The sequence below is a fragment of the Acinetobacter sp. SCLZS86 genome (genome assembly GCF_021560715.1).
GTDB lineage: Bacteria > Pseudomonadota > Gammaproteobacteria > Pseudomonadales > Moraxellaceae > Acinetobacter > Acinetobacter towneri_A.
The window spans coordinates 2,324,478-2,350,620 of record NZ_CP090864.1; the positions used below are offsets into that span (position 1 = coordinate 2,324,478).

The 26,143-nt window shown below is 40.2% G+C and carries 26 protein-coding genes and 1 other RNA gene; 14 read left to right on the plus strand and 13 right to left on the minus strand.

Features of this window, described 5'->3' with window-relative positions:
* Positions 1-62 precede the first annotated feature (62 nt).
* From LZP46_RS11165 to LZP46_RS11180, 4 genes are all read left to right on the plus strand, one after another.
* Complete coding sequence (locus tag LZP46_RS11165; protein WP_236093864.1) at positions 63-1,211, plus strand: JmjC domain-containing protein; 1,149 nt, start codon at positions 63-65, stop codon at positions 1,209-1,211.
* 8 nt (positions 1,212-1,219) lie between these two features.
* On the plus strand, positions 1,220-2,485 hold the full coding sequence (locus LZP46_RS11170; protein ID WP_178867100.1) for an HlyD family secretion protein: 1,266 nt from the start codon (positions 1,220-1,222) through the stop codon (positions 2,483-2,485).
* A 3-nt stretch (positions 2,486-2,488) separates the two neighbouring features.
* Positions 2,489-4,606: a peptidase domain-containing ABC transporter gene (locus LZP46_RS11175; RefSeq protein ID WP_236093865.1), complete on the plus strand. Its 2,118-nt coding sequence runs from the start codon at positions 2,489-2,491 to the stop codon at positions 4,604-4,606.
* A gap of 121 nt (positions 4,607-4,727) precedes the next feature.
* A complete protein-coding gene (locus tag LZP46_RS11180; protein ID WP_236093866.1) occupies positions 4,728-5,033 on the plus strand; it encodes a hypothetical protein in 306 nt (101 codons plus the stop codon).
* Between the two features lie 216 nt (positions 5,034-5,249).
* Here LZP46_RS11180 and LZP46_RS11185 read toward each other — a convergent pair whose 3' ends face one another.
* Both LZP46_RS11185 and sbmA read right to left on the minus strand, forming a co-directional pair.
* Complete coding sequence (locus LZP46_RS11185) at positions 5,250-6,182, minus strand: hypothetical protein (protein WP_236093867.1); 933 nt, start codon at positions 6,180-6,182, stop codon at positions 5,250-5,252.
* A 312-nt stretch (positions 6,183-6,494) separates the two neighbouring features.
* Entirely contained in the window at positions 6,495-7,691 is a 1,197-nt protein-coding gene (sbmA, locus tag LZP46_RS11190; protein WP_236093868.1) for a peptide antibiotic transporter SbmA, read from the minus strand.
* Positions 7,692-8,086: 395 nt separating this feature from the next.
* On the opposite strand from sbmA, the gene LZP46_RS11195 reads away from it, so the two are divergent.
* Positions 8,087-8,293, plus strand: a complete 207-nt coding sequence (locus tag LZP46_RS11195; protein ID WP_180061213.1) for a hypothetical protein — start codon at positions 8,087-8,089, stop codon at positions 8,291-8,293.
* 664 nt (positions 8,294-8,957) lie between these two features.
* A complete protein-coding gene (locus tag LZP46_RS11200) occupies positions 8,958-10,316 on the plus strand; it encodes an NAD(P)-binding domain-containing protein (protein ID WP_019838357.1) in 1,359 nt (452 codons plus the stop codon).
* Positions 10,317-10,435: 119 nt separating this feature from the next.
* On the opposite strand, the gene glpK is transcribed toward LZP46_RS11200, so the two are convergent.
* Positions 10,436-11,920: a glycerol kinase GlpK gene (gene glpK, locus LZP46_RS11205; protein WP_236093869.1), complete on the minus strand. Its 1,485-nt coding sequence runs from the start codon at positions 11,918-11,920 to the stop codon at positions 10,436-10,438.
* Positions 11,921-12,048: 128 nt separating this feature from the next.
* Between glpK and ssrA the strand changes: the two genes are divergently transcribed.
* The 7 genes from ssrA (at position 12,049) to LZP46_RS11240 (ending at position 17,505) form a co-directional block, all read left to right on the plus strand.
* Positions 12,049-12,408, plus strand: a transfer-messenger RNA (tmRNA) gene (gene ssrA, locus LZP46_RS11210).
* A 284-nt stretch (positions 12,409-12,692) separates the two neighbouring features.
* Positions 12,693-12,935 carry a hypothetical protein gene (locus tag LZP46_RS11215; protein ID WP_178318234.1) on the plus strand — a complete coding sequence of 81 codons (243 nt, stop codon included), beginning with the start codon at positions 12,693-12,695 and terminating at the stop codon, positions 12,933-12,935.
* Positions 12,936-13,121: 186 nt separating this feature from the next.
* Positions 13,122-14,273 carry an efflux RND transporter periplasmic adaptor subunit gene (locus LZP46_RS11220; RefSeq protein ID WP_004975381.1) on the plus strand — a complete coding sequence of 384 codons (1,152 nt, stop codon included), beginning with the start codon at positions 13,122-13,124 and terminating at the stop codon, positions 14,271-14,273.
* A complete protein-coding gene (locus LZP46_RS11225) occupies positions 14,270-15,478 on the plus strand; it encodes an ABC transporter permease (RefSeq protein ID WP_178318235.1) in 1,209 nt (402 codons plus the stop codon). The genes LZP46_RS11220 and LZP46_RS11225 overlap by 4 nt, the downstream gene beginning before the upstream one ends.
* Before the next feature lies 1 nt (position 15,479).
* On the plus strand, positions 15,480-16,187 hold the full coding sequence (locus LZP46_RS11230; protein WP_178318236.1) for an ABC transporter ATP-binding protein: 708 nt from the start codon (positions 15,480-15,482) through the stop codon (positions 16,185-16,187).
* Between the two features lie 274 nt (positions 16,188-16,461).
* Entirely contained in the window at positions 16,462-16,719 is a 258-nt protein-coding gene (locus LZP46_RS11235) for a hypothetical protein (RefSeq protein WP_004975373.1), read from the plus strand.
* 3 nt (positions 16,720-16,722) lie between these two features.
* On the plus strand, positions 16,723-17,505 hold the full coding sequence (locus LZP46_RS11240) for a hypothetical protein (RefSeq protein WP_236093870.1): 783 nt from the start codon (positions 16,723-16,725) through the stop codon (positions 17,503-17,505).
* Positions 17,506-17,599: 94 nt separating this feature from the next.
* On the opposite strand, the gene LZP46_RS11245 is transcribed toward LZP46_RS11240, so the two are convergent.
* The 3 genes from LZP46_RS11245 to LZP46_RS11255 all read right to left on the minus strand — a co-directional run bounded on the left by LZP46_RS11245 (position 17,600) and on the right by LZP46_RS11255 (position 19,568).
* Positions 17,600-17,917, minus strand: a complete 318-nt coding sequence (locus LZP46_RS11245) for a hypothetical protein (RefSeq protein ID WP_004975369.1) — start codon at positions 17,915-17,917, stop codon at positions 17,600-17,602.
* Between the two features lie 140 nt (positions 17,918-18,057).
* The gene (locus LZP46_RS11250) at positions 18,058-18,840 is read right to left on the minus strand and encodes a sulfite exporter TauE/SafE family protein (RefSeq protein WP_104852390.1); all 783 of its coding nucleotides are present in this window, start codon (positions 18,838-18,840) and stop codon (positions 18,058-18,060) included.
* Between the two features lie 44 nt (positions 18,841-18,884).
* Positions 18,885-19,568 (minus strand): MBL fold metallo-hydrolase, encoded by a 684-nt coding sequence (locus LZP46_RS11255; RefSeq protein ID WP_004975362.1) that lies wholly within the window; start codon positions 19,566-19,568, stop codon positions 18,885-18,887.
* Between the two features lie 193 nt (positions 19,569-19,761).
* Between LZP46_RS11255 and LZP46_RS11260 the strand changes: the two genes are divergently transcribed.
* The gene (locus tag LZP46_RS11260; protein WP_236093871.1) at positions 19,762-21,099 is read left to right on the plus strand and encodes a sigma-54 interaction domain-containing protein; all 1,338 of its coding nucleotides are present in this window, start codon (positions 19,762-19,764) and stop codon (positions 21,097-21,099) included.
* Here LZP46_RS11260 and LZP46_RS11265 read toward each other — a convergent pair.
* From LZP46_RS11265 to LZP46_RS11290, 7 genes are all read right to left on the minus strand, one after another.
* A complete protein-coding gene (locus LZP46_RS11265) occupies positions 21,094-21,927 on the minus strand; it encodes an SDR family oxidoreductase (RefSeq protein WP_236093872.1) in 834 nt (277 codons plus the stop codon). The genes LZP46_RS11260 and LZP46_RS11265 overlap by 6 nt on opposite strands.
* A gap of 40 nt (positions 21,928-21,967) precedes the next feature.
* Entirely contained in the window at positions 21,968-22,405 is a 438-nt protein-coding gene (locus LZP46_RS16425; RefSeq protein WP_442863509.1) for a TauD/TfdA family dioxygenase, read from the minus strand.
* Complete coding sequence (locus tag LZP46_RS16430; protein WP_442863510.1) at positions 22,326-22,835, minus strand: TauD/TfdA family dioxygenase; 510 nt, start codon at positions 22,833-22,835, stop codon at positions 22,326-22,328. The genes LZP46_RS16425 and LZP46_RS16430 overlap by 80 nt, the downstream gene beginning before the upstream one ends.
* A 67-nt stretch (positions 22,836-22,902) precedes the next feature.
* On the minus strand, positions 22,903-23,769 hold the full coding sequence (locus LZP46_RS11275) for an AMP-binding protein (RefSeq protein WP_236093873.1): 867 nt from the start codon (positions 23,767-23,769) through the stop codon (positions 22,903-22,905).
* Positions 23,673-24,485 carry an AMP-binding protein gene (locus LZP46_RS11280; RefSeq protein WP_236093874.1) on the minus strand — a complete coding sequence of 271 codons (813 nt, stop codon included), beginning with the start codon at positions 24,483-24,485 and terminating at the stop codon, positions 23,673-23,675. Before LZP46_RS11280 ends, LZP46_RS11275 begins: the two co-directional genes overlap by 97 nt.
* Positions 24,486-24,513: 28 nt before the next feature.
* Positions 24,514-25,308 carry a thermostable hemolysin gene (locus tag LZP46_RS11285; protein WP_178318241.1) on the minus strand — a complete coding sequence of 265 codons (795 nt, stop codon included), beginning with the start codon at positions 25,306-25,308 and terminating at the stop codon, positions 24,514-24,516.
* A 222-nt stretch (positions 25,309-25,530) separates the two neighbouring features.
* Positions 25,531-26,028, minus strand: coding sequence for a thioesterase family protein (locus LZP46_RS11290; protein WP_236093875.1), 498 nt, complete (start codon positions 26,026-26,028; stop codon positions 25,531-25,533).
* Between the last annotated feature and the right edge of the window lie 115 nt (positions 26,029-26,143).

The following is a 26,143-nucleotide window of genomic DNA, read 5'->3' on the forward strand; positions in this document are numbered from 1 at the left end:
ATTCTACAAATTTATTTAATTGGCTGATATAATCAGCCAATTTTATTTATAGCTAGGTTGTTATGCTGCTAAATTTTTCTCTTGATAAAGACACTTTTAAAAACGATTTTTTATACCAAAAACCTTTTCTATTTAAAAATGCAATTGATTCCACCAAATTTTCTTGGAAAGAAGTTAATGAGCTTTATAGTCGTGGTGATATTTCACATCGTGACTTTAAATTAATGAATGGCTATGAAGTGCCTAAAAAAGAATATGTAGAATCATATGACTTTTTGGGGGTAACAGAATACCGCTGTATTACTTCAGTCTTCTATGAGTATCTTAGAAATGGTGCAACCCTAGTCCGTAATCGGATTAAAAATGAACCCTTCGTTGATCAGATTAGTAAGCAAATTGGTAGCTTCGCAGAGGCTCGTACACTTACAGGTAGTTATGCGGCATTTAGTTCTAAATCATCCTATAAAAGTCATTGGGATACTAGAGATGTTTATGCTGTTCAATTATTAGGTCGGAAACGTTGGATATTAAGAAAGCCTAATTTTGAATTTCCTTTATATATGCAACAAACCAAGAATTTTCCAGATATAAAAGAACCAGAAGAAATCTACATGGATGTAATTTTAGAAGCTGGAGATATTTTATATATACCTCGTGGCTGGTGGCATGATCCATTACCTTTAGATGAAGAAACCTTTCATTTAGCTGTTGCAACATTTGCACCGACAGGATTTGAGTATATGCGCTGGTTGCAGAATGTTATGCCAGGTATTCTAGACTGCCGTAAGAATTTTACTAATTTTCAAAATGATGCAGAGATGATCAACAGTCTTAGTCAGCAAGTTATGGAAATTATCAAAGACAAAAACTGTTATCAAAGTTTTATGATGCACCACCTAGCAGAGCAATCAGTACCATCCATGTTATCACTAGATGTATTGGGTAATGGTAAAGTAAGTCAATTGGATAGCAACCAAAAGCTATATTTGAATGCCAACTTATTGCATTACTTTGATGAAGGCTTTGTTATCATTAATGGCAATAAAATTAATGTCGATGGTACGAGTTTAAGCTTAATTCAATATTTATTTAATCACCCCTATTCGCGCGTAGAAGATATTTTGAGTAACTTTTTAGAACATCCTCCAGAAAAAATAAACAAACTTCTTTTTCAATTATCCGTAGAAAATGTAATTGAGCTGGTAATGTAAAATTATAAATGAGCTCTAATTTATTTCGAAAAGAAGCACTTGATGCCAAACAGGTTAAATGGACGGGAACTATCATTCTATCCCGTCCGTTTAGTTTTACCTATTTAACAATCTGTGCCTTATGCATTGCTTTAGTGATTATCGCTTTTGCAATATGGGGGAGCTATACCAAACGTAGTACAGTCCAAGGACAATTGATTCCGCAATCAGGGCTGATACAGGTTTATACAACACAGTCAGGTACGGTTCTTAAAAAGAATGTGCACGAAGGACAAACAGTTAAAAAAGGCGATGTTCTTTTTACAATTTCAACCGCCAGTTATGGTGAACAAGGTAGTATTGCCGATGCTTTAGCGAAGCAAACGCAATTAAAAGAGCAATCCATACGAAATGAAATCACTCGAATGCGCTTTATTCACCAAGATGAGAAGCGAACAATCAATAATCAGATTGGTTTGCTGAATGGGACTTTGATTAAGGTTGAAAATTTAATTGCTAATCAGCGGGAACGTGTCAATCTAGCTAAAAAAAATCAACAGCGGTATGGCAATATACTTCATGAAAATGCAATTTCTCATGAAGAGTTTGAAGCAAGAAAAATAGATTATCTGGATCAGTTGGCTCAATATGAGTCATTACAACGTGAAAAAGTATCATTAGAAAAACAGCTCACAGAGCAGCAAATTAGCTTGTCAGGATTAGAAAATAGACAAAATAACCAAATTGAGCAGTTGGAGCGGTTGTTATCGACCAATACGCAAGAATTAATCGAAATGCAATCTAGGCAGCATATTGCCATACAGGCGAATTCATCAGGCGTTATAGGTACCATTAATGCTGAAGTTGGACAGTTTGTTGATTTATCTAAGCCTTTATTGACGGTTCTTCCTGAAAACACAGCATTGATTGCACAGCTTTATGTACCTAGTCGTGCCATTGGTTTTGTTAAAGAGGGGGATCAGGTTTTACTACGTTATCAAGCATACCCCTATCAAAAATTTGGTCATGCAAAAGCACAAGTTTTATCTGTAGCAAAAACGGCATTGGCAAGTCAGGATTTACAAACGATCGGAATTATCTCACCACAAGAACAGCTTAATAATGAACCTGTCTATTTGGTAAGAGCAAAACTCGATAAACAGATGGTGAAAGCTTATGGCAAGGATATGCCTTTACAGGTGGGAATGACCCTTGAAGGCGATATCATGCATGAAAAGCGTAAATTGTATGAGTGGGTTTTAGAACCATTATTTAGTATTACAGGAAAACTATAGTCCATGCGTTATCTTGATCGTTTATCTTTAGGTCTTGGTCGAAAAGTTCCTGTAATATTACAAACAGAATCGTCAGAATGTGGACTAGCGTGCCTTGCAATAATTGCAGGCTATTATGGTTATGAATCAGATCTTTTAACATTAAGACAGAAGCATCCTATATCCCAAAAAGGGGCAACGCTTACAACTTTGGTTAAGATTGCCAATAAGCTGCACCTCACGACCCGCCCTTTAAAACTTGAATTGGATGAATTAAATCAATTAAGACTGCCATGCATTTTACATTGGGATTTAAACCACTTTGTGGTTCTCAAGAATGTATCGGCAACAAAAATAACGATTGTTGATCCAGCTTTCGGAGAAAGAGTCTTCACCTACGATCAGGCTTCATCCCATTTTACAGGCATTGCTTTAGAATTATGGCCTGATTCTAATTTTGAAGAAAAAAAAGATAAAACAAGTATTCGTATTTTTAAATTATTTGGTGAAATTAGAGGCTTATGGAAATCTTTAGGGCAAATTCTTATTCTTGCTTTAGTCCTAGAAGTATTCTCTCTCGTCAGTCCATTCTTTATGCAATGGGTGATTGACCATGCGATTGTTTCCGCTGATCTAAACTTGCTCACGACCTTGGCACTTGGTTTTGGTCTGTTGATGTTGTTGAGTAGCTTAATTAGCTTGTTACAAGCATGGGTGGTCATGCATATGGCAACTACATTGAATGTACAATGGAAAGCCAATATTTTTCATCATCTGGTTAACTTACCGACCAATTTTTTTCAGAAACGTCATTTAGGCGATATTATTTCCAGATTTGGTTCGATTGATGCAATTCAAAGAACATTAACAACATCATTTATTACAGCCATTCTCGATGGTTTAATGACGATTTTCACATTAATTTTAATGTTCGTATATAGTGCAAAATTGGCATGGATCGCAGTGATCACCATGCTGTTGTATGCAGTCATTCGTTGGATCTGGTATTACCCTTTAAGGCGAGCAACGGAAGATCAGATTGTCCATGCTGCAAAGCAAAGCACTCATTTTATGGAAACTATGCGTGGCATAAAGACCATTAAACAATTCGAAAAACAGGACTATCGTCAAGCCACGTGGCTAACGCTATTCGTAAACCAAATTAATGCAGGATTGACGACACAAAAACTTAACATCATGTTTGGGTTTGTAAATACATTACTGTTTGGATTACAGAATATTATCATTGTATGGCTGGGTGCAACTCTAGTCATTGAGGGCGAGTTTACTGTTGGTATATTAATGGCCTTTCTTGCCTATAAAAACCAATTCGGTGGTCGAGTTAGCTCTTTAATTGATAAGTATGTTGAAGTAAAGATGCTCAGTCTACATGGTGAACGTCTAGCGGACATCGTCCTTACCGATCAAGAAAAAACAGATAGCTATTTATTTGTACCTGAATCGTCAGAACTACAAAAAACAGAGATAGATGTTAAATCGCTCAAATTCAGGTATTCAGAAGATGAGTCTTGGATCATTCATGGCATTAACTTTAATATTCCAGAAGGACAATCTGTAGCCATTGTAGGCCCTACAGGTTGTGGTAAAACCACACTTATGAATTTGCTCTTAGGTAATTTAACTCCTGAGCATGGTGAAATCAAAATTGGTGGGCAAAGCATAAAGAACCTTGGTGCTAATAAACTCAGACATTTTATTGCCTATGTTGCCCAAGATGATGTTTTATTTGCGGGCTCTATTCTAGAAAATATTAGTTTCTTTGATGATGGTGTTCAGCAAGATTGGGTAGAACAATGTGCAAAAATGGCATCAGTACACGATGAAATTATGGCGATGCCTATGGGATATCAGACATTAGTCGGTGATATGGGCAATATTTTGTCTGGAGGACAAAAGCAAAGAATATTATTGGCAAGAGCATTGTATAGAAAGCCTAAGATTCTATTTTTAGATGAGGCAACAAGTCATCTAGACATCATAAAAGAGAAAGAAATTAACGATATGATTAAGTCACTCAATATCACCCGAATCATTATTGCTCATCGCCCAGAGACGATTTCATCGGTTGATCGTATTATTGCTTTAAACAATGGTCGTATTGTTAGTGATCAAATGCTTTAGTCTTTTTAATAGATATTCGGATTAGTGTAGAAAATATTTAATTTAATAGTCAATATTGGTGTTTAGCTCCACCCTTTATTCGTTTAATTAAAGTGGTATAGCACGAACAGGAATGACTGGTATGGTGGGAACAAGAATAGGCGGTATGTTTATACAGGAATATGCAGCAACGGCGTGTATTGTCATTCCATCATTTTTAGAGCTATATGAAAAAGATCAGGCCAATTGGCAACAACTCGCCTATTGGATTCATAATAACTTGAATTACAACCATCTACAGTTTTTCCCAAAACTGTGTGCTTTTAATATTGGTTGGCATGAACAGCCAACACGGGAAATTTATAGTTATATCCAACCCAAAGGCTATTTATTACGTGGGGAAGCGGTGAATCAAGAATTTGAGCAGTTTTATCCTGATCTTATTTAGTTTTACCTTTTAAATTATCCTCCCCCTTGCGCAGCAGTACTACTCATCCAAGTAGGAGAAGGAGCTTCCATTACCCATTAAATGCCATCAAAAATTTAATATAGAATATTGAAAAGGTCTTTAAAACAAGCACTAGTGATAAACTGCACTGTGGTGCAAGGGAGAGATAAATATTTAAATTTTAAAATGAAGAGCAGATCAGAAATTATGCGCTCCTCACTTCATGCCTCTTAACATATTCTTAGCCCCTGCATGATTATAATTGTTGGCTAAATTCTGCAAAATACGTTTTGCCTGCGCATCGGAATTTGGGAAACGACTCCGATAATTCGAAACACCCGTTAAACAACGAGCCACCAACATGCCAGACTCTGTATAAATACGTGTACCCTCTGCGCCTTGTAACTTGCCATAGTTATAAGCACGTTGCGCATTATTACAGGCATTAATTTGATTACGCCCATTGTTTAAATCGCGACGTGCCGCGACATATAAACGTGTCTGTTGCTGTTGCGCTGTTTCAACCACACGTGGTGGAGCTGTTTTTACTGGCGCAACTACAGGCTCTTTTTTCTCTTCAGGTTTTTCTTTCACTTCCGCAACTTTGGTTTTATTAGTTGTTTTGGGATTACTTGGAGTTGCTTTAGGTCCTGCCTTTGTAGGTGCAGAAGCCGTGCGGTAAAAGCGTCGTGCTTCATCTTCAGACATTATTTTAGTGACCAAACTCACCACTCGCGCTTCACCACGGTGTTCCAACTGGCGCTCTGCCACAGGCTCAATAGATACAATCCAGCTATCACCCTGATTACCTACACAACGGTATGCCCCAATCCCCTGTTTTACATCTCGATAAGTATTGAGTAATTTTTTAGACCATGCAATTTTGACTAAACTCATTGAGCTTTTATAGGCAAGCGTGAGGCGTCCATTTTGTGACTGACAATAGCTGCCCATATATTTACGTGGAATCATAGATTCAGCAGGTTGTTCTTTACGCTGTGGCCCCCAATAATAGACATATTCTTTAGCGGCACCACTCGGCTGATTTAATTTTTTTTGAACAATCAGTTCTTGTGGAGATGCAAAATGCTTCACCGAATTTGGGCTATATTGATCGACTGTTGCACAACCAAATAATAGGCTGCCCATCCCCCCCATTAAAAGTATTTTTTTGCAGGTCACGTTTCAATTCTCAATTGTTTTTATAGGAATGAAAATATATGAATTGGCGGAAAATAACAAATCTAACACCTTGATTTTATAATTAAATAATCATCGCCTTATTTGAATCGAGTTTGATATTTTTATAAAACAATCCAATTCATCACAGTTTTTTATGATTTTGAACACTAACACTCATATTATTTTATACAACTGTTCAGATCAATTTATATTTAGCAATCATGGCTCTGAACATGTGAACGCGACATCCACAACAAATCATGGATGTCGCCACCACAACTATTGATCCAATGTCGATTCAAATGCTTTTAAACGCTTATAGATAGACAAGAGCTCAATAATGGTTGGCCAAGATGCAATCAGATACTGAAAAGATTCACGGACTTTGCCAAATACGTTGGCAATTTGCATCATCAAACCCAATGTAATAGCCCCTGCGGCAATACTTGGGAACAACACAAATAAACCATAAATATTGTCCAATTGCATGTACCAAATGCGTACCAAGTTAAAATAGGCATAGTGGAAATATAAACGGAAATAGTTCAAACGTACTTTGCTAAACAGTTCTTTTAAACTCAGCGGATCAGCACGTTCAGCGTGATCTTCACCATAAACCAATTCTTTACGATAAGCCGCCTCAACTTTTTGGTTATTAAATTCCAGACCTGGTAACTTCGCACCCACCACAATTAACACCACTGTACCAAATACTGCCCAACCCACTGCAGCCCAAACTAAAGCATATGGAATTTCTCCTATTATAGGCAGGGCTTTGACATGGACAGACAAACTAAACAGCACAGGTAAAAATGCCAACAAAGTCATTAGGGCTTCGACTAAATTTACCCCTAAAGTTTCCATGGTTTTTGCAAAGCGCATGGTATCTTCTTGAATACGCTGCGATGCACCTTCAATATGTCTCAGTTTTTCCCAATGTGCGGTGTAATAATTATTCATTGCCGTACGCCAACGAAAAACATAGTGACTAACAAAAAATAAATTCAAAACCATTAAGGTCACTGCCACCATGGCAATGTATAAAAAGGTCAGCACACCTGCATAGAGTTCATTGACATCTCCACCGCCACTACTGAGCATTTTTTGAATCAGGTCATAAAATGGGTTGTACCAAGCATTCACCACAACATTGACTTGTACCCCAAACCAAATATTAAACAGGATGAATGCCGATCCCCATACCGACCAGCGATGCCATGGGTGATTTGCTTTAAGTTTCCAGAAAATGGCAAACAGCGTCGTTGCCACAAAAAACCACAGATAAAACCATAAAAATGCAGGTGACCAAAAACGGCTGACATCGATGGGTAATGTTGCTTCAGCATAACCTTGCGGAAAGCCAATCCAACTACCCCATGCGCTACCGCCTGAATACCACAAAGCTAGATTGATCGCGAACCAAAAAAGCAATGAAATAAAAAACCACTTTGGATTTGGAAAAAATGACTTAAACATGCAGACAAAAAGCCTTTATTTTTTAAATTGGAATGTAAAACCCAGTGCCTTCACCACTTAAAAAAGCGTGGATGGATACTTTAACTTTTATACTTTATACGCTGTTTTTTCAGCAATAATTTTATTTTTATACTGAAAACTGTAAATTTCATCAATCGGCTATATTTTACTGCGCTGTTCATTTGCCATTCATCTAAAAAATTAAATGAAATTGCAATTTCTTATATTTTTAAAGTGTCAAATTATGCAGTATTGGGCATATTTATTGCGTTTTTTTGACCAACCATTTAAATACCAAATGTTTAAACCCGACACAAATTTACGATTTTGTGTAGATTATTCATCAATTTACTATATAATACAGTTGATTAAAAATAACTCATTTAGGGTGCGGTATGGAATCTCCAACAGAAAACATTGCTATTGAGCTACTTGAACCTATTGTTCTACGTAAAGAAAACTGCGCACCAATTGAATTTGAGCAAGGTACAATTTTAAAAGTTTTATTGGTTAATCCTAACTCCTACTTGGTTACCGTAGACGACGAGTTTAACTTTACTGTCGCTTTAGAAGATGAAAATAAGGTGTGGCGTAAACTTTAATTACTGAGTCGCCACAAACTTTAATGATTGAATGTACGCAAAGCACATTCAATCATTAGATAAAGCTTGATAAATACGCTACTGCTTTCATGGCTTATAAAAACTAAACTTTCATTACACCTATCAATCACAGCATCCTTTTAATTTTTCAGAAGTCCACTTCGGGTATGGCTCTCTGAAAATGTTGCCTAAGATTCAGTTTTCAATCCTCTGTATATCATTGTAGATTTTGCAACAATCTCATCAAAATCACCTTTATATTGGGCAAAATGAGATAAAAATTAGCTTTAAATTTTCATCTTATTTTCTCTATAAAAATCAATAAAATATACCAATTGATCAAACCCAAACAACAACAGCAATGACTTTAAATTCACTTTTACAACTAAGTAAAGCCAAAATCAATCAGAAATTATGATAAGATCATGCTTCTTGTAAAATACATTTTTTTATAAAGATGAGTTGCTTAAGCAATTTTTACTGTCTTTTGTGTATTTTATTTTTTCTATTTTTTTAATTCACATCCTATTTTGACAAGGTCTATTTGACCTCTAAATTTAGGATTGTATTTGCTTATTTTAATAATGCGGATATTTAAAATCCTGAATTGTGTCACTCAAAATTGGAGAAGTAATTAAGAACTCAAAAACTAATGGAGATAGCAATGGATCGAATTGCAATTATTGGCGCTGGCCCAAGCGGCATGGCCCAATTAAGAGCGTTTCAGTCAGCAAAGGCCAAAGGTCTACAAGTTCCTGAAATTGTATGTTTCGAAAAACAAAATGATTGGGGTGGACTCTGGAACTATACTTGGCGCACAGGTATAGATGAACATGGTGAACCTGTCCACGGCAGTATGTACCGTTATTTATGGTCAAATGGCCCTAAAGAAGCGCTAGAATTTGCCGATTATACTTTTGATGAACATTTCAAAAAACCAATCGCTTCATATCCGCCACGTGCAGTACTGTGGGATTATATTCAAGGGCGTGCAGAAAAAGCACAGGTGAAAGATTTAGTCCGCTTTAACACTGCCGTTCAACATATTCATTATGATGATGCGACGCAAAAATTCACAGTTGATGTCGAAGATTACGCACAGCAACGTCATTATTCAGAACAGTTTGATTATGTCGTGGTGGCCTCTGGGCACTTTTCTACCCCGCGCGTACCTGTTTATGAAGGCTTTGATCAATTCCATGGTCGTATTCTACATGCACATGATTTCCGTGATGCACTGGAATTTAAAGGTAAAACAGTATTGTTGGTGGGCAGCAGTTACTCTGCCGAAGACATTGGCTCACAATGCTATAAATACGGCGCCAAACAAATTTACAGTTGCTATCGCACTAAACCCATGGGCTTTAAATGGCCAAAAAACTGGTCTGAAAAACCACAATTACTGCGTGTAGATGAAAATACTGCTTATTTTGGCGATGGAACATCGGCAAAAATTGATGCCATTATTTTATGTACGGGCTATTTACACCATTTCCCATTTATTGAAGATAACTTGCGCCTCAGAACGCATAACTGTCTTTATCCTCTAGGTTTATATCAGGGCGTGGTGTGGGAAAAGAATCCTCGTTTGTTCTATTTAGGCATGCAAGATCAATGGTACACTTTCAATATGTTCGATGCGCAGGCATGGTTTGTCCGTGATGTGATTTTGGGCAAAATTGCGTTACCAAGCACAGACGAAATGCAACGCCATACCCAAGCCTTGCATGAAAAAGAACAACGCTTAATGAATGATGAACAATCCGCGCGTTTCCAAGGGGATTACATCAAACGCCTGATTGCGCAGACTGACTATCCATCCTTCAATATTGATGCCGTACATGATATTTTCATGCAATGGAAAAAGCATAAAAAAGAAAATATTATGGGCTTTAGAGATAAAGTTTACCGCTCAGTGATGACAGGAAAAATGGCCAAGCCGCATCACACACCATGGCTGTATGCACTAGATGATTCTTTAGAAAGTTATTTAGAAGATGAAGCTCAACGTGAGGCAATGTAAGGCGTGATCTATAAGATCAAAGTAACGAAAAAACAGCTACAAGCCTCAAAAGTTTTGCTGATGAGGCTTGTAGTTTAAAGATTTATTTCAACTTAGCGTTATTGAAGAAATAGCGCTCATTATAAATCTGACTTGGCGCGTTTTAAGGCTTGTTGCCAACGCGCTAAATGTTCAGCCCGCTCTGCTTCATTCATTTGAGGTTCAAATACCCGATCTAACTGCCAAGATGCTGAAATTTCAGATAAGTCAGAAAATACACCCGCCTTTAAACCTGCCATGGCTGCTGCTCCCCAAGCAGTTGATTCCAACATTTTAGGACGTAACACAGGCACATTTAAAATATCGGCTTGGAATTGCATCAACATATCATTTTGACTCGCCCCACCATCGACCCGCAGTTCTTTCAGTGGATGATCTAAATCAGATTGCATCGCAGAAAGTACATCCGACACCTGAAATGCAATAGATTCCAAGGCAGCACGGGCAATATGTGCCTTATGGGTGCCACGTGACATTCCACATAAAAGCGCTCGCGCTTCACTGTCCCAATGTGGCGCTCCAAGTCCTGTAAAAGCCGGAACTAGCACCACACCTTCGCTAGAAGTTACACTATTGGCGAGCTGTTCAACATCACAGCTTTGTTGAATAATCCCCAAACCATCCCGTAGCCATTGCACCACAGCCCCAGCCATAAAGACACTGCCCTCTAGGGCAAAATGGGTTTGATTTTGACATTGCCACGCCAAAGTGGTGAGTAATTTATTTTTACTAAACTGCACCTGATTGCCTGTATTGAACAACATAAAACAGCCTGTACCGTAGGTGTTTTTTGCTGTGCCAACTTCAAAGCAAGATTGTCCAAATAACGCCGCTTGCTGATCGCCTAAAATACCTGTAATTGGGATATTTGCGCCCAATAAACCTGTTGCCGTATCTGCTATATAACTGTCGGATGCAATAATTTTAGGTAAAACGGATGCAGGAATTTGAAATAATTCCAGCAATTCTTCATCCCAAGTTTGACGATGTAAATTCATCAACATGGTTCTTGAAGCATTACTCGCTTCAATGACATGCTCTGCACCTTGGGTCAGATTCCAGATTAGCCAACTGTCGATGGTGCCAAAAGCCACATGCCCCTGCTGTGCTAATGCTTTTAACCCACCGACATGCTCCAGCAGCCACACCAGCTTGCCTGCACTAAAATACGGATCGATACGCAGACCTGTTTTTTGTTGAATCAATTGCATCTGGTTATTTTGAATCAAGTGATGACACCAATCTGCAGCACGACGATCTTGCCAAATTATTGCGGGCGCTAGAGGTTTGCCTGTGCGTTTATCCCACACTACTGTGGTTTCACGTTGATTGGTTACTCCAATTGCGCAAATGTCTTTGGCCAAAATACCTGCAGTTGCCAATGCCTGTTGCACCACTGCAATTTGATTTGACCAAATTTCTTGGGCATCTTGCTCCACCCAGCCTGATTGCGGAGTCTGAATTTGGGTTTCACGTTGTGCCGTAGCCTGAACTTGTCCGTGTTCATTGAAGATGATGGCGCGACTAGAGGTTGTGCCTTGATCGAGTGCTAGTAAATAACCCATATTTTTTTGTGTTTGACTTGAAAAAGAAAATATTAGCGCAATTATGTAACTAAGCGCATTGAAATGTTTAATTGTGCAGAAAATACATCGTAATTTTTGCCAACTATGCTATGATAGCGCTGTGATATGGGGGTGTTATTGGCTTCGACGCTGATGATGAAGCTCATAGATGCATGCCGAGAGCGCATTTTCTCTCGTAAATCAAATTTGCATTAAAATAGTCGCAAACGACGAATCTTACGCTCTAGCTGCCTAAGGGCAGCTTGTCCGCTTCACTGAATACTTGTGGTCAGTGAACCCGACTGAAGCGCACGCACACAAGTCCGTATAAAGTTGAGCCTCGGGACTTTATACCAAACTTAGAGGATCGCACTTTGAACCCTGTTCGTCGGGTCTTAGAGTGTTAAAATAATAGACGATATCTAAGCATGTAGTATTCTCGAGTGTAGTGTTGGCGGACGCGGGTTCAACTCCCGCCACCTCCACCAAATTCTTAAATTCATATGAAGTTACATAACTAAATATGACTAAAAAAGCCTTAAACATCAGTGTTTAAGGCTTTTTCTATGGGTTTTGCGTCCAATGCTATCCAGAACAAATTGACCCAAATTTGAATAAATTGGGTCAAAATTGCGTCAATTTGACCCACAACTTTTAGATCTATAATGACCTGAAGCGAAGTACATCTCTCAAACAACCCTTGTCATAAATTTGTAATGTTTGTTGCTTATAAATTCTTAGAAATTTCAACTTTATATTTTAAGGTTCAGGAATGTCAGCAAACATCAGCTTAAAGTATCTAAATTCATTGATCAGTGATGCTCAGACTAAAGGCAATAAAATTGAGAAAATATTATTGGGCTATAAGGCTTATTATTTTTTCATGTCAGATAGTGATTTCCATAAGGCAGTGACTAGCTCTGCACTCTCGCCAAGCAAACGTAAATATAAAGACCATAAAATTAAAGTCACTCAAGACGACTATCAAGTTGAGTTAAAACTTCACGAAAAATGATCAGGATAGCTTTCTATTAAGCGATCTAGGTTCAAATTCACTTTTAGTGGTTTGAGCCTTTTTATTGGGTGGTTTATTCATCTCCAAACATTTTTCGCTTTCACTCCCCAAACCGAATAACTCCCCCGCACAACAACAAAATAGATTATATTATCCTTAATTGATAAAAAATTATGCGGAGTACACATGCAGGTATTTCCCTTAGGAAAGCGAACTATTTCCGTGATTGTGGTCATTGTAGCTCTGGTTTTATTGTTAATTTACGTGGTCTTACGCACAGGCCCATTTGCCCCTGTCAACGTCACCCTCACGCAAGTCAAATATCAATCCATTCAACCTAGCCTGTTTGGCGTAGCAACCGTTGAAGCGCGTTATAATTATAAAATTGGCCCAACTGCAGCAGGTCGCTTAAAAAACTTAAAAGTAGATATTGGCGATAACGTACAAGCAGAACAACTGTTAGGCGAAATGGATCCTGTCGATTTGGAAGATCGTTTATTGGCTCAACGTGCGATAATCCAAAAAATTACCGCTCAGCAACAAGACACTCAAATCCGTCAAAATTTTGCGCAGCAACAAGTCAATCGTTATCAACAACTAGCTAAAATCAATGCCACCAGCCAAGAATCTTTAGCCATTAAACAACAAGAGCTCGATTTGGCAACGGCGGCACTCAGCGCGATGCAACAAGAACTCAATAAAGCACGTGCAGACCTGAATACCTTACAAGCACAGCGTGATAATTTAAATTTAGTGGCCACAGCTGCAGGTGTCGTCACTGCACGTTATGCAGAACCGGGTTCAACGGTGGTAGCAGGTCAAACCGTACTAGAAATTGTCGATCCTAACTCCATTTGGATGAATGCCCGTTTCGATCAATCCAGTGCGATTGGTTTAGCTGCTGACTTACCAGCTCAAATTCATTTACGTTCACGGCAAAATAATGCTTTGGCAGGTCATGTGTTATGGGTAGAACCTCGTGCCGATGCCATTACCGAAGAAATTTTAGCTAAAGTGGTTTTTAATCAACCTCCAACGCCTCTTCCGCCTTTGGGTGAGTTAGCAGAAGTCACTATCAGCCTCGCACCATTGGCACGCAGCTTAACCATTCCCAATGCGGCAGTTCACCGTATCAATAACCAAGTAGGCGTGTGGAAAGTTGTGGCCGAAAAGCCGCAATTTGTTGAAGTTCAATTAGGACGTTCAAATTTAGCGGGCGATGTGCAAGTGCTCGCAGGCTTATCCGAAAATGATCAAGTGGTGCTGTATAGTGAAAAACCCCTACATGCCAAAAACCGTTTACGGGTTGTCAAGCAACTTGCAGGAGCAGCTAAATGATTAGTCTGGCAGGTCGTGATATTTTCCATTCATGGGGTAAATTTGTATTTACTGGCTTTGGACTCGGCTTGCTGATTGGTGTGACCTTAATTATGGCTGGCGTGTATCGCGGCATGGTAGATGATGCCAAAGCCCTGCTGAATAACAGTGGTGCTGACCTATGGGTAGTGCAGCAAGATACACTTGGCCCTTATGCAGAACCTTCAAGTGTGCGTGATGATTTATATCGCAGCGTGATGAATATCCCTGGGGTGGCGCATGCTTCAAATATTACTTATTTAACCATGCAAGTGCATCATCAAGATAAAGATATTCGCTCGATGGTGGTCGGGATTCAAACAGGTGAACATGCGTGGAATAACTTGGGGTGGCCGCCACATTTATTGGCAGGACGTCAATTGACCCGCGGGCACTATGAAGCCGTAGCCGACATGAGTACGGGATTAAAGTTGGGTGATCGTATTAAAATCCGTCGTAACACCTTTACCGTGGTGGGTTTAACCCGACGCATGGTGTCTTCGGGTGGTGACCCGATGATTTTTATTCCGCTGAAAGATGCACAACAGGCGCAATTCCAAAAGGACAATGCTGCCATTTTACAAGACCGTAGACGAATTGCAGTAAACCCAATTTATAACCGCCCTGCTTATCCTGACTTGCTTGAAAGCGTACTCAATGCACAAAGTAGCAACCGTTATGTGAATGCTATTTTAGTCCGTTTAAATGCAGGTGCTTCAGCTGAAGAAACAGCAGCACATATTCAGCGTTGGCAACAACTAACAGTCTATACCCGCCCGCAGATGGAACACATTTTAATCAGCAAAATGATTGCCACATCCGCCAAACAAATTGCCATGTTTTTGGTGATTTTGGCCTTGGTCAGCGCCGCGATTGTGGCATTTATTATTTATACCCTGACTATGGACAAAATTCGTGAAATTGCGGTCTTAAAATTAATTGGCACACGCAATCGCACAATCGCTTGGATGATCTTGCAACAAGCACTCGCGCTTGGATTAATTGGGTTTGCTGTTGGTAAAATCAGTTCAACCTTTGCCGCACCATATTTCCCGAAATATGTCTTATTGGTTCCGCAAGATTCTATTTTTGGATTTATTGCGGTGATGCTGATTTGCATGTTAGCCAGTTTGGTTGCAATTCGGATGGCACTGCGCATTGACCCTGCCGAAGCAATTGGGGGATAACATGACACACGGCATTTTAATTGAAGGTTTAAAAAAGCGTTTTGGACAAGGTGACAATGCCTTTTATGCCTTAAAAGATGTCAATATGCAGGTTGCATCCGGTGAAGTGGTTGGGCTGATTGGCCCCTCAGGTTCGGGTAAAAGCACCTTGCTCAAATGTTTAGGTGCCGTGATTGATCCTACCGAAGGACGCATGACTTTGGGCGATGAGGTGATTTTTGATCAACGTTGGTTAGTCAAAGACTTAAGTGCCTTACGCCGCGATAAAATTGGTTTTATGTTCCAAACCCCGTACTTAATTCCTTTTTTAAATGTTTTGGATAATGTAGCGCTGCTGCCGATGTTAGCAGGCGTAGCCAATGACATTGCCCGCGCCCGCGCATTGGAAATTTTAACGGCGCTCGATGTGCAGCATCGGGTACATGCCATGCCTGGGCAATTGTCTGGTGGTGAACAACAGCGTGTCGCCATTGCACGTGGTTTGATTAATCAACCGCCTGTGATTTTAGCCGATGAACCCACTGCACCATTGGATAGTGTACGCGCGATGACCGTGATTCGCTTATTACACGAAATGGCAGAAAAATTTCAAACTGCAATTATTGTAGTCACACATGACGATAAAATCATCCCTACCTTTAAACGCTTGTACCACATTCGAGATGGTGTGACTTATGAAGAACAAGGCGAAGGACGTCCTTTTAAGTAGGCTCTAAAGTTTTCAGCGCTGGAAACTGATGTTTTAGCTCAATATCAAAAGCAATAAAATATCTGCATTTCAAGTTACATGCGACACAATGCCAAAAAACGGTTGATGTGGTATTCTGATAGCATCAGAAATGCAAAAATATAATACTTACTAGCTTCATACTGTTCTTGGAATTTAATCAAAATACGCATATATTGATTAAATAGAGCAATTTATTCTTAATCCAAGAATTGACGCGCTAACCATGAAACTTAATCACCTAGAGGTTTTAGATATGTCAACTAGAAACCGAACCAATGAAAGTGAAATCGCTACAGCTGCAGCTGACGTTTTGCGTGAACGCTTCATTGCAGTAGCTCACAGTGATCGAGTACTTTATGTGGAAAATGATGCCTTAGTCAGCAAAACCCCGAATGGCAAACCAGTTTTAATCAAACAGTTATCTGGTCGGAACCCTGATCTAGCCCGCCAGTTTAATGGTCGCAGAACCTTTAAAATTAGAAAACGTAACATAGAGGCTACTGCAGAATAATTTATGTTGCCAAAAACACCTCGAATCAGAATGTTTGCGGGTCCAAATGGATCGGGCAAAAGTACGATGATTAATGGTTTAGATAGCCGTTTATCTAAATTGTTTTTGAATGCTGACAACCTTGAGCGCGATCTTAAAGCCACACCCATTCTTGATCTAAGTCAATTTGATATACGCATTAATGCAAACATATTGGTTGATTATCTTACTCAAGCAAGTCGACCACTAAAAAATGCAGATGGTACTCTAAGCAAAAGTCCTCTCCTCTCAGTAGATCCTGTGATTGATGGAAGCTTAATCGACTTAAGCGGGAACACGATTGATTCCTACCTCGCAGCCCGAATTCTTGATGTCATCCGTAAAGAGTTACTTACGCTTAAGGTTGGATTTACATTTGAAACCGTAATGTCTCATGAGAGTAAAATCGAGTTTTTGCGAGATGCTAAAACGCAAGGCTATCGTACCTATTTATACTTTGTGACGACTGAGGACCCTGATATTAATGTGGACCGAGTTAAACAACGTGTGAAAAATGGTGGTCATCCAGTCGAAGAAATTAAAATCCGTGAACGCTATTTCCGCACTATGCACATGTTGATTGATGCGATTGAAATATCCGACCGAGCGTATTTATTTGATAACTCAAGTAATGCGACCAAGAATATGGCTTCTTATATCTGTGAAGTGACTAACGGAGATACATTGATCATTAATCCAGATTTTAAAGGAGAGTTTCCGATCTGGTTTGAAAAATATGTACTTGTTCATTTGGTTGATGAAGAATAAAAAAACCGCGCTTGAATCATTCAAACGCGGTTTTTTAAATATTCACAGGTCAGTAAACTGAACCCATCGGCATCTTACTCAGCCAACATTTTACTCAGTATTCATAGCCATTGTTGATTGACCATTGCTGCAATTTGCCATAATAGATTTCATCGTTGAACAGTAGGTCTGCTTTAGAGGCAGCATTACTTTCTTCAGTTGGGCAGAAACCATCATCACAATCGGCATCGACAACCCAGCAACCACGAACGAACAATACTTTATTGCCTTCTTGCTCCAGTTGTTTCTGAACGCGATCAATCGCTTCATGTAAGTCATCTGCGCCTAAATATGCGGTCAAATACGCATAAGAGCCTGTTTCATCGGATGCTTTGCGGAACTCGACACCCACACAAAATAAATGTTTTTTCATTCTTGGCTCCTTGTCATCTTATACAGCTAAACTAATCTTTAATTTGGTCTAGGTCTAGTGCTTTTTCTTACACTTAACAATACGTTACCTATTCACAATACTGCAGTTCAAAGTAAAAACATAGTATCCAAATATTAGACTTAAGCCATAATCGCTGTATAAATGAGGTAGAACGCAACACCAATAACTGTCGTAGCAAATACCTTTTGTACAGTATTGCTATTCATGCGATGTACCAAAGTACGTCCAAGTAACATCCCGACAATACATGCCAGAACAAAGGTGATGGTGACTGCCATTGGGTACTGAAAGCCATCTAAAACGTGTGCTGAAATACTCACGCCACCAATCAGAAAAATAATCATCAAAGAGGTTGCGACGATACTGCGCATATCCAAATCGGTAAATTTACGCAATAACGGCACAATAATAAAACCACCGCCCACACCCAACAAACCCGTCAATAAGCCTGCAATTACACCCACACCACCAAGCAAAGACGCCGTTTTAACATTCCAAATTAAGCGTCCTGTGTTTTGGTTTACCTTACACGGTGGATTAGTTTGGTCGTTGACCTTATTAAAGAAAATACGATACGCCACAATAAACATGACCAGACTGAACGCCAGTGTTAACCACATGGGCGGCACAATACCTGCCAAATGCACCCCATAACGTGCAGATGGAATACTGATTAAGGCAATCCACAATGCAGCACGATAACGCACAATACGTTTGAACAAGCCTTCAACTGTGCCAACCAAAGCTGCCAAAGTGACTGCCAATAAACCCACGGGTGCAGCCTGCGCCACAGTCCAGCCTTGGCTTGCCATAAGAGCAGGAACGGCAAGAATACCGCCCCCTGCCCCTGTCAAACCCAGCAAAGTACCAATCGCCAAGCCTTCTAGGATTAACATCCACATGCGTATTTCCCCCTATTCCATCACTATGTTGTGCTGTGCAAACATCACTTGCCACAAACTTTATTGGCAGGCAAAGCCACATCAATATGTTTTGGATAAGGCAGGTTTAAATTCTGCATGAGGGTAATAAATTCCGCTTTGGTACGTCCTTGTCCTAAACGCGAGTTATTGCGTTTTTCCTGCCCAACGGTAGAAGATAAACGCCCTTTATAGTCATGCCCTGGATACACCAAAGTGTCATCAGGCAAGCTAAAAATTTGTAGATGAATGCTGTCATATAAAGTCGCTGGGTTGCCTTCCTGAAAGTCAGTACGACCACAACCATCAATTAACAACGCATCGCCAGTGAATACCATGCCATTGACCACATAGCTGGTACAGGCGTTGGTATGACCCGGGGTATAACGTGCTTCAATCAATAATTCACCCACACGAATGGCGCTGCCATCGGTAATGAAAATATCGCCACACACCACACCTGAATTACGATGTAATACAGTTTTACAACCAAAACGTGTTCTGAGTTCGTTGGCAGCAGTAATATGGTCAGCGTGTACGTGCGTATCTAAGCTATACACCAATTGCAAATCATGCTGTTCTAGAAAAGCAGCATATTGCTCAACCTCTGAAATTACAGGGTCAATCAGCACCGCTTCACGGGTTTGTTCAGATGCCAATAAGTAAGTATAGGTCGAGCTGTCAGCTTCAAAAAATTGATGAAAGATCATGAGATAGATACTGAGTTTTATATTTTGTTATTCTTAATTTTGCAAATATAGTGCCAACTTAATCTCTTTTAAATATATTAATAAAATACAATATATTAAGAGATATTGTTTAATTTAGATCATGCTCCATGTTTCACATCTGTTGCATTTTGTGTTTCAATTGAATCAATAATGAAACAAAAGATGAAACATCATGAATGCAATACATGACTTTGAACAACAAGCCAGTCTTGAAAGCTTTTTGTTTCATTTACAACAACTTTGTCCAGACAGTTTGCTCTATGTTTATGACGACATTGCTCAAACATGGATTTATGAATATGCACAAGATGCTTCTGTTTCTGCAGCTACGGGTAAAACATTAAAAAACCAATTATTGAAATTAAAACTACAATCACAATCAGCATCACAACCACAGACAGGTCTGCTGCAACTCCCGAATAGTGCTAAGGCATGGCACTACCACAGCTTAAATATTCGTGTCCATACAGCCGATTTCACAGGATGTTTATTCTTTCTGCAGCCTAGCGTTGCAACAGTGTCATCACAAACACTCACCCCATCTGCCCAAGCACAAAATAGTTTGGCGGAGTTTTTCCATAGTGATTCGCCACAAATGCAGCATATGTATTCCATTATTGAACGGGTAGCGATTACTGAGTTTCCTGTTTTGGTGCGTGGTGAATCTGGTAGTGGTAAAGAGTTGGTGGCGCAAGCAGTACATGCACGCAGCCAACGGCATACACAAGTCTTTATTGCGATTAACTGCGCGGCTTTAAATGCCAATATTTTAGAAAGTGAATTGTTTGGGCATGTGAAAGGTGCATTTACAGGGGCAATTCGTGAGCATAAAGGTGTGTTTGAACGTGCTGCAGGTGGTACTTTATTTTTAGATGAAATTGCAGAAATTCCACTGGAACTGCAAGCCAAATTATTGCGAGTATTAGAAACGGGCGAATTCACCCCTTTGGGCGGTGAAAAAGCGATTAAATCGAATGTCAGAATTATTACCGCAACCCATCGCGCTTTACGTGAAGAAGCGCGTTTAGGCAGATTTCGCCAAGATTTACTTTATCGTTTACGGGTGATTCCAATTTTTGTGCCACCACTACGTGAACGTAAACAAGATATCCCTAAAATTGCAGCATTTATTTTGCAACAACAAGCCCAGTTTCAGGTCACGCCACATTTGACCGAGCAAGCACTGAAGGTATTAATCAATTACGACTGGCCGGGCAACGTGCGTGAATTAAAAAATACCTTGCTGTATGCATTGACCATGTCAGCAGGTAAAACGGAAATTGATCAACACGATTTACCCGATGAAATTGTGCATGCTAGTTTGAAACTCGCCACAGCTCCCCCAACGCCACAACCTATTGAGCTGCCCATCAAAACCAACAATAAAGTAGATAAAGACACACTGCAGGATTTACTGGAAAAATATCAGGGGCAAACTGAATTGGTGGCACAAGCCTTGGGCATTAGCCGAACCACCTTATGGCGTTATCGAAAAAAATATCATTTATGAGGCGGAAGTTTGCTGAATAAAGGACGCTTTGCTTTGATCTGCATATTCATAAATGGTGTCTAAATCTTTTTGAATGGCAGCTGCGACTCGGCTAGGCATCAACTGATTAAGTTTTACAAAGACTTTTTCAGGATAACCGACCTGATAGGATTGACGGTCTGTTTGTAAAAATTGATACAGTTCTTGTGCCACAAATTCAGGTGAATCCACTTTTGTACCCATTTTGATATTCATTTCAATCACATCGGGATTATTCATACTGGTATTGGTCGCGCGTGGGGAGAAATATCTAAAACGAATGGCAGTCTGACAATACTCTCGCGCCAACGCTTCAGTTGCACCACGCAAGGCAAACTTACTGGCGCAATAACTCACATAGCCAGGATAGCCGATGCTGCCAAAAGTCGAGCCAATATTGATGATCTGACTCGGCTGACTGTCCGACATATATGGAATCACATCCTGAATCAGTTGCAGCGGATAAGCCACATTGACCAACATCATTTGCTCAATGGTATCCTGTGATTGCTGCGCAAACAGACGAAAATCATTCATGCCTGCATTGTTAATATAGTAATGAATCGGCTGTTTTAATGCGGCAAGTGCCTGAATAAAATCATGACGACTGCTGGCATCAATTAAATCACAACACAGACTGTGTAATTGCAACTGAGGATACTGCTGCGCCAGACTTTGCTCTAGTTGTTGCAAGGTGTCTTGCTTACGCCCAACCAAAATTAAGTTTAAGCCTTTTTTAGCAAAATGATGCGCAATCGCATGACCAATCCCGCCTGTTGCCCCGAAAATCACCGCAGTTAAATTTGACATAAAAGATACTCTCAATTTTAAGATATTCGATACAACTCAATTATAAAAATGCAGGATTCAGTCCCAAGCCCATACAAATATAGAGTTTACGATCTTCTAATGGCACCAATATTTCACGTCTGCCATGCATAAAGCGCTTGTTATCAATGAGCACCACATCACCATCTTGCCAGTCAATTTCTGAGGTTTCACGCTCGCATCGCTCTGCCAACTCTTCCAATAATTCCGCTTGGATTTCGCTGCCATCGGCAAAGTAAAAACGCGGCTTTTCGTAATTATAAGAAGGCCCCAACAAGGTGTTGGCAAAGGCAGGCACAGCTTTTAAATTGTCATGGCGAATCATCGGCATGTTCAAGTCATACTGCACACCTTCATCATGCGCAGGACGAATCCGTTGTCTAGGAATCATCGCAATAAAATGAGCGAGTTCCCGCTGCCCGACCTGTGCAGCATCGGCAATATTGAGTGCAGTTGCCACATACTTTTGCCACATACTTTTGCCACATTACTTTAGGTAAGTAACGGCTGATGGTCATCGGTTCAGCAAATTTCTGTTTCAGTGTATCAGGCAGTTTTTTCCATACCTCATGTCCATCACATAAGGTGGTCTGCGAACCACGCGAAGCACTTTTTTCACTAAAAAAAGCAATAATATCAGGCGGCATTGGGGTTGAACCATTTTCTATATGCAGCCCCATTGCCTGCGTACCTGCATCTACTTTTTGCGATTGTCGGGTCACATTTTCACGTGCAGGGTCATAGGTCAGCTTTTGGCAAATATTGCTCATCAGCCCACTAAACGCATTCACATCATAATGTTCATTTCTAAGTAAAACCCAACCGTGTTCCACCAATTGTGCTTTGATCTGCTGATGGGAACTGCTCAACTGTTTTTGTGCAATATTCATGGAATTTATCTCACTAATTTTGAGTATTTGCTGTGTTTAATAGCACTCATCAAGCTGAAACTTCAGGTTAAGCCGTGGCAAGCTGCTGTGCTGATGTAGTCAAAGCACTTTGAAAATGTTGTTGAATTACAGCTCTGCGCAGCTTGCCGTTATCAGTCAGCATGTGATTGGTTAAAGAAAAGGCTTGTGGCGCACGACACCATTGCTGAATTTGGGCATAGTCAGGCATACGCGTATTGGCGCGCTGAATAGCGGTAGCCAGCTGTGCATCTGAAGTTTCTGCTGCAGCATAAATCACCGCAGATAAATAAGGCTGTGCTTCGCCAAATATGGCAATCTGCTGAATTTCGGATTCACTCAGACTATTAGCTTCAACCCATTCAGTGGAAATATTGCGCCCAAAACTGCTGACAATAATTTGCTTGATACGCCCCGTGATATATAAATAGCCATCTTCATCAAAATAACCTGCATCGCCTGTGTGAATATCGGCTGATACCGCATCCTGCTCACGCCCAAGTTCATGCATATATCCCAACATGGCATTGCCCTTGACCACCACTTCTTGATTGGCAGCAATTTCGACTTGAACATGCGGCAATACGCGGCCAACACTGCCAATTCTGCGAGCTTCAGGCAGGTTTAAACTCACGACCGATGCACATTCAGACAGACCATAACCTTCATAAACAGGTAAATTGAATTGCTGACACTGCTTGAGTAAATCTGCAGACACCTTGCCACCACCCACGGCAATAAACTTCAAAGTGCGCAAGCCCAAATCGCCGTGTTGATGGATATATTCCACAATCGCTTTGAGCATTTGCGGCAATAAAATCACGCTTTCAATGCGATATTGCTGCACGGCATCGACAAAGCGTGAAACATCAAACTCATGGTTGGACAGCAAACCAAACTGACTGACTTCAGCCACCACCACTGCACGCCCATGTGAAAAGGCACATACACGCCTGCGATATTTTCAAGCAATGTTGCAAATGGAATTAGACACAAATGCCGCCCAAGCTGGCTGCTTTGCAATGCCTGACTTAAAGAGTACGTAATTGAATTGATGGTGGCTTCTGCCAAACACACACCTTTGGGAGTACCCGTACTGCCCGAGGTATAAGTAATTTTTGTAGGCTGCTCAGCAGAATTTGGGGATAAATGCGGTTGTGCTGTTTCAACGCTTAGACGAAACAACTGTCCTTGATATAAATCTGATGGTGCCAAAACCTGTGCCTGAACTGCATCAATCATCTCCAACAAAGCTTCTGGAATAGCAGTATTTCCAATAGCCGAGTTAACATTGGACGGAGTATCGCTTTGTGCAGTATCCGTCAAAATACACAGCAACTCCGCTTGGCTGTCTTGCAGTAAATGTTGCACTTGTGCAGCAGTAAAAAATAAAGGCACAGGAATGACTGTCATTGCAGCTTTACGTGCGGCTAAATCGACCACAATCCAATCGGCCTGATTCACACCCCACAACGCCAAACGCTGTACTTGATAAGTTGCCAATTCTGCACTGAGCAACTCAACCCGTTGCTGTAATGTGGCATAACTCAGTGTGGTTTGTGCCGTCACAATTGCTTCACGCTCAGGGTCTGTTTGGGCATAGTGATTCAGGTTTTCAAATAACTCATTCATCTTTCAATTTCCGCCTTTCTGCATGACCTTAGGCATAAAAACAATATTGCTGTTGCGTGACCGCCAACGCTGCTGCAACGTCAATCGCCAGTACATAAGGCTTCTGTTGGTAATAACTGCCCCATTGATGCTGTGCATCGCCCAAGGCTTCGGGGTTGGCTTTTTCTAGTACCTGAAAATGCAAACCCATTTGCTGTAACACATAGCGCACTGCTGCTGTTCCTGTGCAAACTGCCCACGACACATTGTTCTGCGATAAGTGAAAGACCAAAAAAGCCACCATCAATTTGGCTTTGCTCATGTCTTGCGCTGCCAAGTTGCCAATTTCAACAATCTGCGCGCGCGTTACAGGCACTTGGCTCAATTGGGTTAAAATGGTTTCAATGGGTGCACCTAAATACTGTTCCAAAAAGGCTTGGTTTGCGCCCAATGGTTGCATGCCAATCACCACTTGCATGTCGTGGTTTACATAGCCTGCAAACAAGGTATCTGAAAAAGTATTTATGGATGCCTGATGGACTTTTTGGTATTTATCTCGAATAAAATGCTCTAATGCCAAGCGTTGTTTGCTAGCATCTTGGGTCACAGTTGTCACATTTAAATGTTGTGCTGTTGTGTGTGCTTGAATCACCGAGGCATAGCTGTGTAATACATCTAAATGTGGCTGTTCTAGGTTCAACTGTTTTGGGTTCGTTTGTGGTTTATACGGCTGCGCTACAGATGCATACCCGTTGAATTGTTTTTTATTTTTTTTCTGATGAAAATTCGCATCCAGAAAATGCGTTTGACTGGATGATTGAGCATCAAAATTAAATTTGATCATGTGCATCACATTGGATAGAAAATAACTCAATGCTCAAGATAGAAATCTAAACTTAAAGAAAACTTAAGTCGCTACAAACTGTCACAATTCAAAAAACTCTTCATGCACACAAAAAAAGGAGATGATCACTCAACTCCTTATATGTTTAAAACAATAAACTAATCAAAAATAAACAGTCATCCAATTAGGCAAAACACAATTGTTTGCGCCCTAGCTTAGATTTTAATAGGCATAAGACGCTATTGCCGTTGCAATCGGTTTATCTTCATCATTCACCATCGTCATACGCATAGTGCAACCTTTACGCCCTAAACGTAAAGTTTCCGCACGGGCAATAAAATACTTGCCACGTCCTGGCGCTAAATAATCCACCCGCATATCTACCGTAGCCAAACGGGTGACTTTTTTTATGGTGTCGGGCAAGTCGTCAGGTTTAGTACTTTTATATAACTCGCCCATCGCCACAATACCGCCCACACTATCCAAAATGGTTGCAGCAACGCCACCATGTAAAATTTGGAAAGCCACATTGCCTATCATATACGGTTGCATCTCAATATATGCTTCAATTTGACCATCTACCACACGCATGCTCATGCCATTGTGTTGAAAAAATGGCGATTCATTAAATGCATTGACCAATTGTCTTAGCACGATATCAATATCGACTTTCGCGCCTAAATGTATATTCCCAGTCCAATTTTGCTCTGCATTATTCATAACGTGCCCAAAAGTCCAAATAACTCAATTTACCAACAATAAAAAAACCCAATGTATGCCCAAATGAAATTTAAGGGGCTACAATAGTTGTCTAGTTTAATACTGATCAGTGAGA

Coding starts and splice junctions, on each gene's coding strand:
- LZP46_RS11165 (WP_236093864.1), top strand. CDS start 63: ATGCTGCTAAATTTTTCTCTTGATAAAGACACTTTTAAAAACGATTTT.
- LZP46_RS11170 (WP_178867100.1), top strand. CDS start 1,220: ATGAGCTCTAATTTATTTCGAAAAGAAGCACTTGATGCCAAACAGGTT.
- LZP46_RS11175 (WP_236093865.1), top strand. CDS start 2,489: ATGCGTTATCTTGATCGTTTATCTTTAGGTCTTGGTCGAAAAGTTCCT.
- LZP46_RS11180 (WP_236093866.1), top strand. CDS start 4,728: ATGGTGGGAACAAGAATAGGCGGTATGTTTATACAGGAATATGCAGCA.
- LZP46_RS11185 (WP_236093867.1), bottom strand. CDS start 6,182: ATGGGCAGCCTATTATTTGGTTGTGCAACAGTCGATCAATATAGCCCA.
- sbmA (WP_236093868.1), bottom strand. CDS start 7,691: ATGTTTAAGTCATTTTTTCCAAATCCAAAGTGGTTTTTTATTTCATTG.
- LZP46_RS11195 (WP_180061213.1), top strand. CDS start 8,087: ATGGAATCTCCAACAGAAAACATTGCTATTGAGCTACTTGAACCTATT.
- LZP46_RS11200 (WP_019838357.1), top strand. CDS start 8,958: ATGGATCGAATTGCAATTATTGGCGCTGGCCCAAGCGGCATGGCCCAA.
- glpK (WP_236093869.1), bottom strand. CDS start 11,920: ATGGGTTATTTACTAGCACTCGATCAAGGCACAACCTCTAGTCGCGCC.
- LZP46_RS11215 (WP_178318234.1), top strand. CDS start 12,693: ATGTCAGCAAACATCAGCTTAAAGTATCTAAATTCATTGATCAGTGAT.
- LZP46_RS11220 (WP_004975381.1), top strand. CDS start 13,122: ATGCAGGTATTTCCCTTAGGAAAGCGAACTATTTCCGTGATTGTGGTC.
- LZP46_RS11225 (WP_178318235.1), top strand. CDS start 14,270: ATGATTAGTCTGGCAGGTCGTGATATTTTCCATTCATGGGGTAAATTT.
- LZP46_RS11230 (WP_178318236.1), top strand. CDS start 15,480: ATGACACACGGCATTTTAATTGAAGGTTTAAAAAAGCGTTTTGGACAA.
- LZP46_RS11235 (WP_004975373.1), top strand. CDS start 16,462: ATGTCAACTAGAAACCGAACCAATGAAAGTGAAATCGCTACAGCTGCA.
- LZP46_RS11240 (WP_236093870.1), top strand. CDS start 16,723: ATGTTGCCAAAAACACCTCGAATCAGAATGTTTGCGGGTCCAAATGGA.
- LZP46_RS11245 (WP_004975369.1), bottom strand. CDS start 17,917: ATGAAAAAACATTTATTTTGTGTGGGTGTCGAGTTCCGCAAAGCATCC.
- LZP46_RS11250 (WP_104852390.1), bottom strand. CDS start 18,840: ATGTGGATGTTAATCCTAGAAGGCTTGGCGATTGGTACTTTGCTGGGT.
- LZP46_RS11255 (WP_004975362.1), bottom strand. CDS start 19,568: ATGATCTTTCATCAATTTTTTGAAGCTGACAGCTCGACCTATACTTAC.
- LZP46_RS11260 (WP_236093871.1), top strand. CDS start 19,762: ATGAATGCAATACATGACTTTGAACAACAAGCCAGTCTTGAAAGCTTT.
- LZP46_RS11265 (WP_236093872.1), bottom strand. CDS start 21,927: ATGTCAAATTTAACTGCGGTGATTTTCGGGGCAACAGGCGGGATTGGT.
- LZP46_RS16430 (WP_442863510.1), bottom strand. CDS start 22,835: ATGAATATTGCACAAAAACAGTTGAGCAGTTCCCATCAGCAGATCAAA.
- LZP46_RS11280 (WP_236093874.1), bottom strand. CDS start 24,485: ATGAATGAGTTATTTGAAAACCTGAATCACTATGCCCAAACAGACCCT.
- LZP46_RS11285 (WP_178318241.1), bottom strand. CDS start 25,308: ATGATCAAATTTAATTTTGATGCTCAATCATCCAGTCAAACGCATTTT.
- LZP46_RS11290 (WP_236093875.1), bottom strand. CDS start 26,028: ATGAATAATGCAGAGCAAAATTGGACTGGGAATATACATTTAGGCGCG.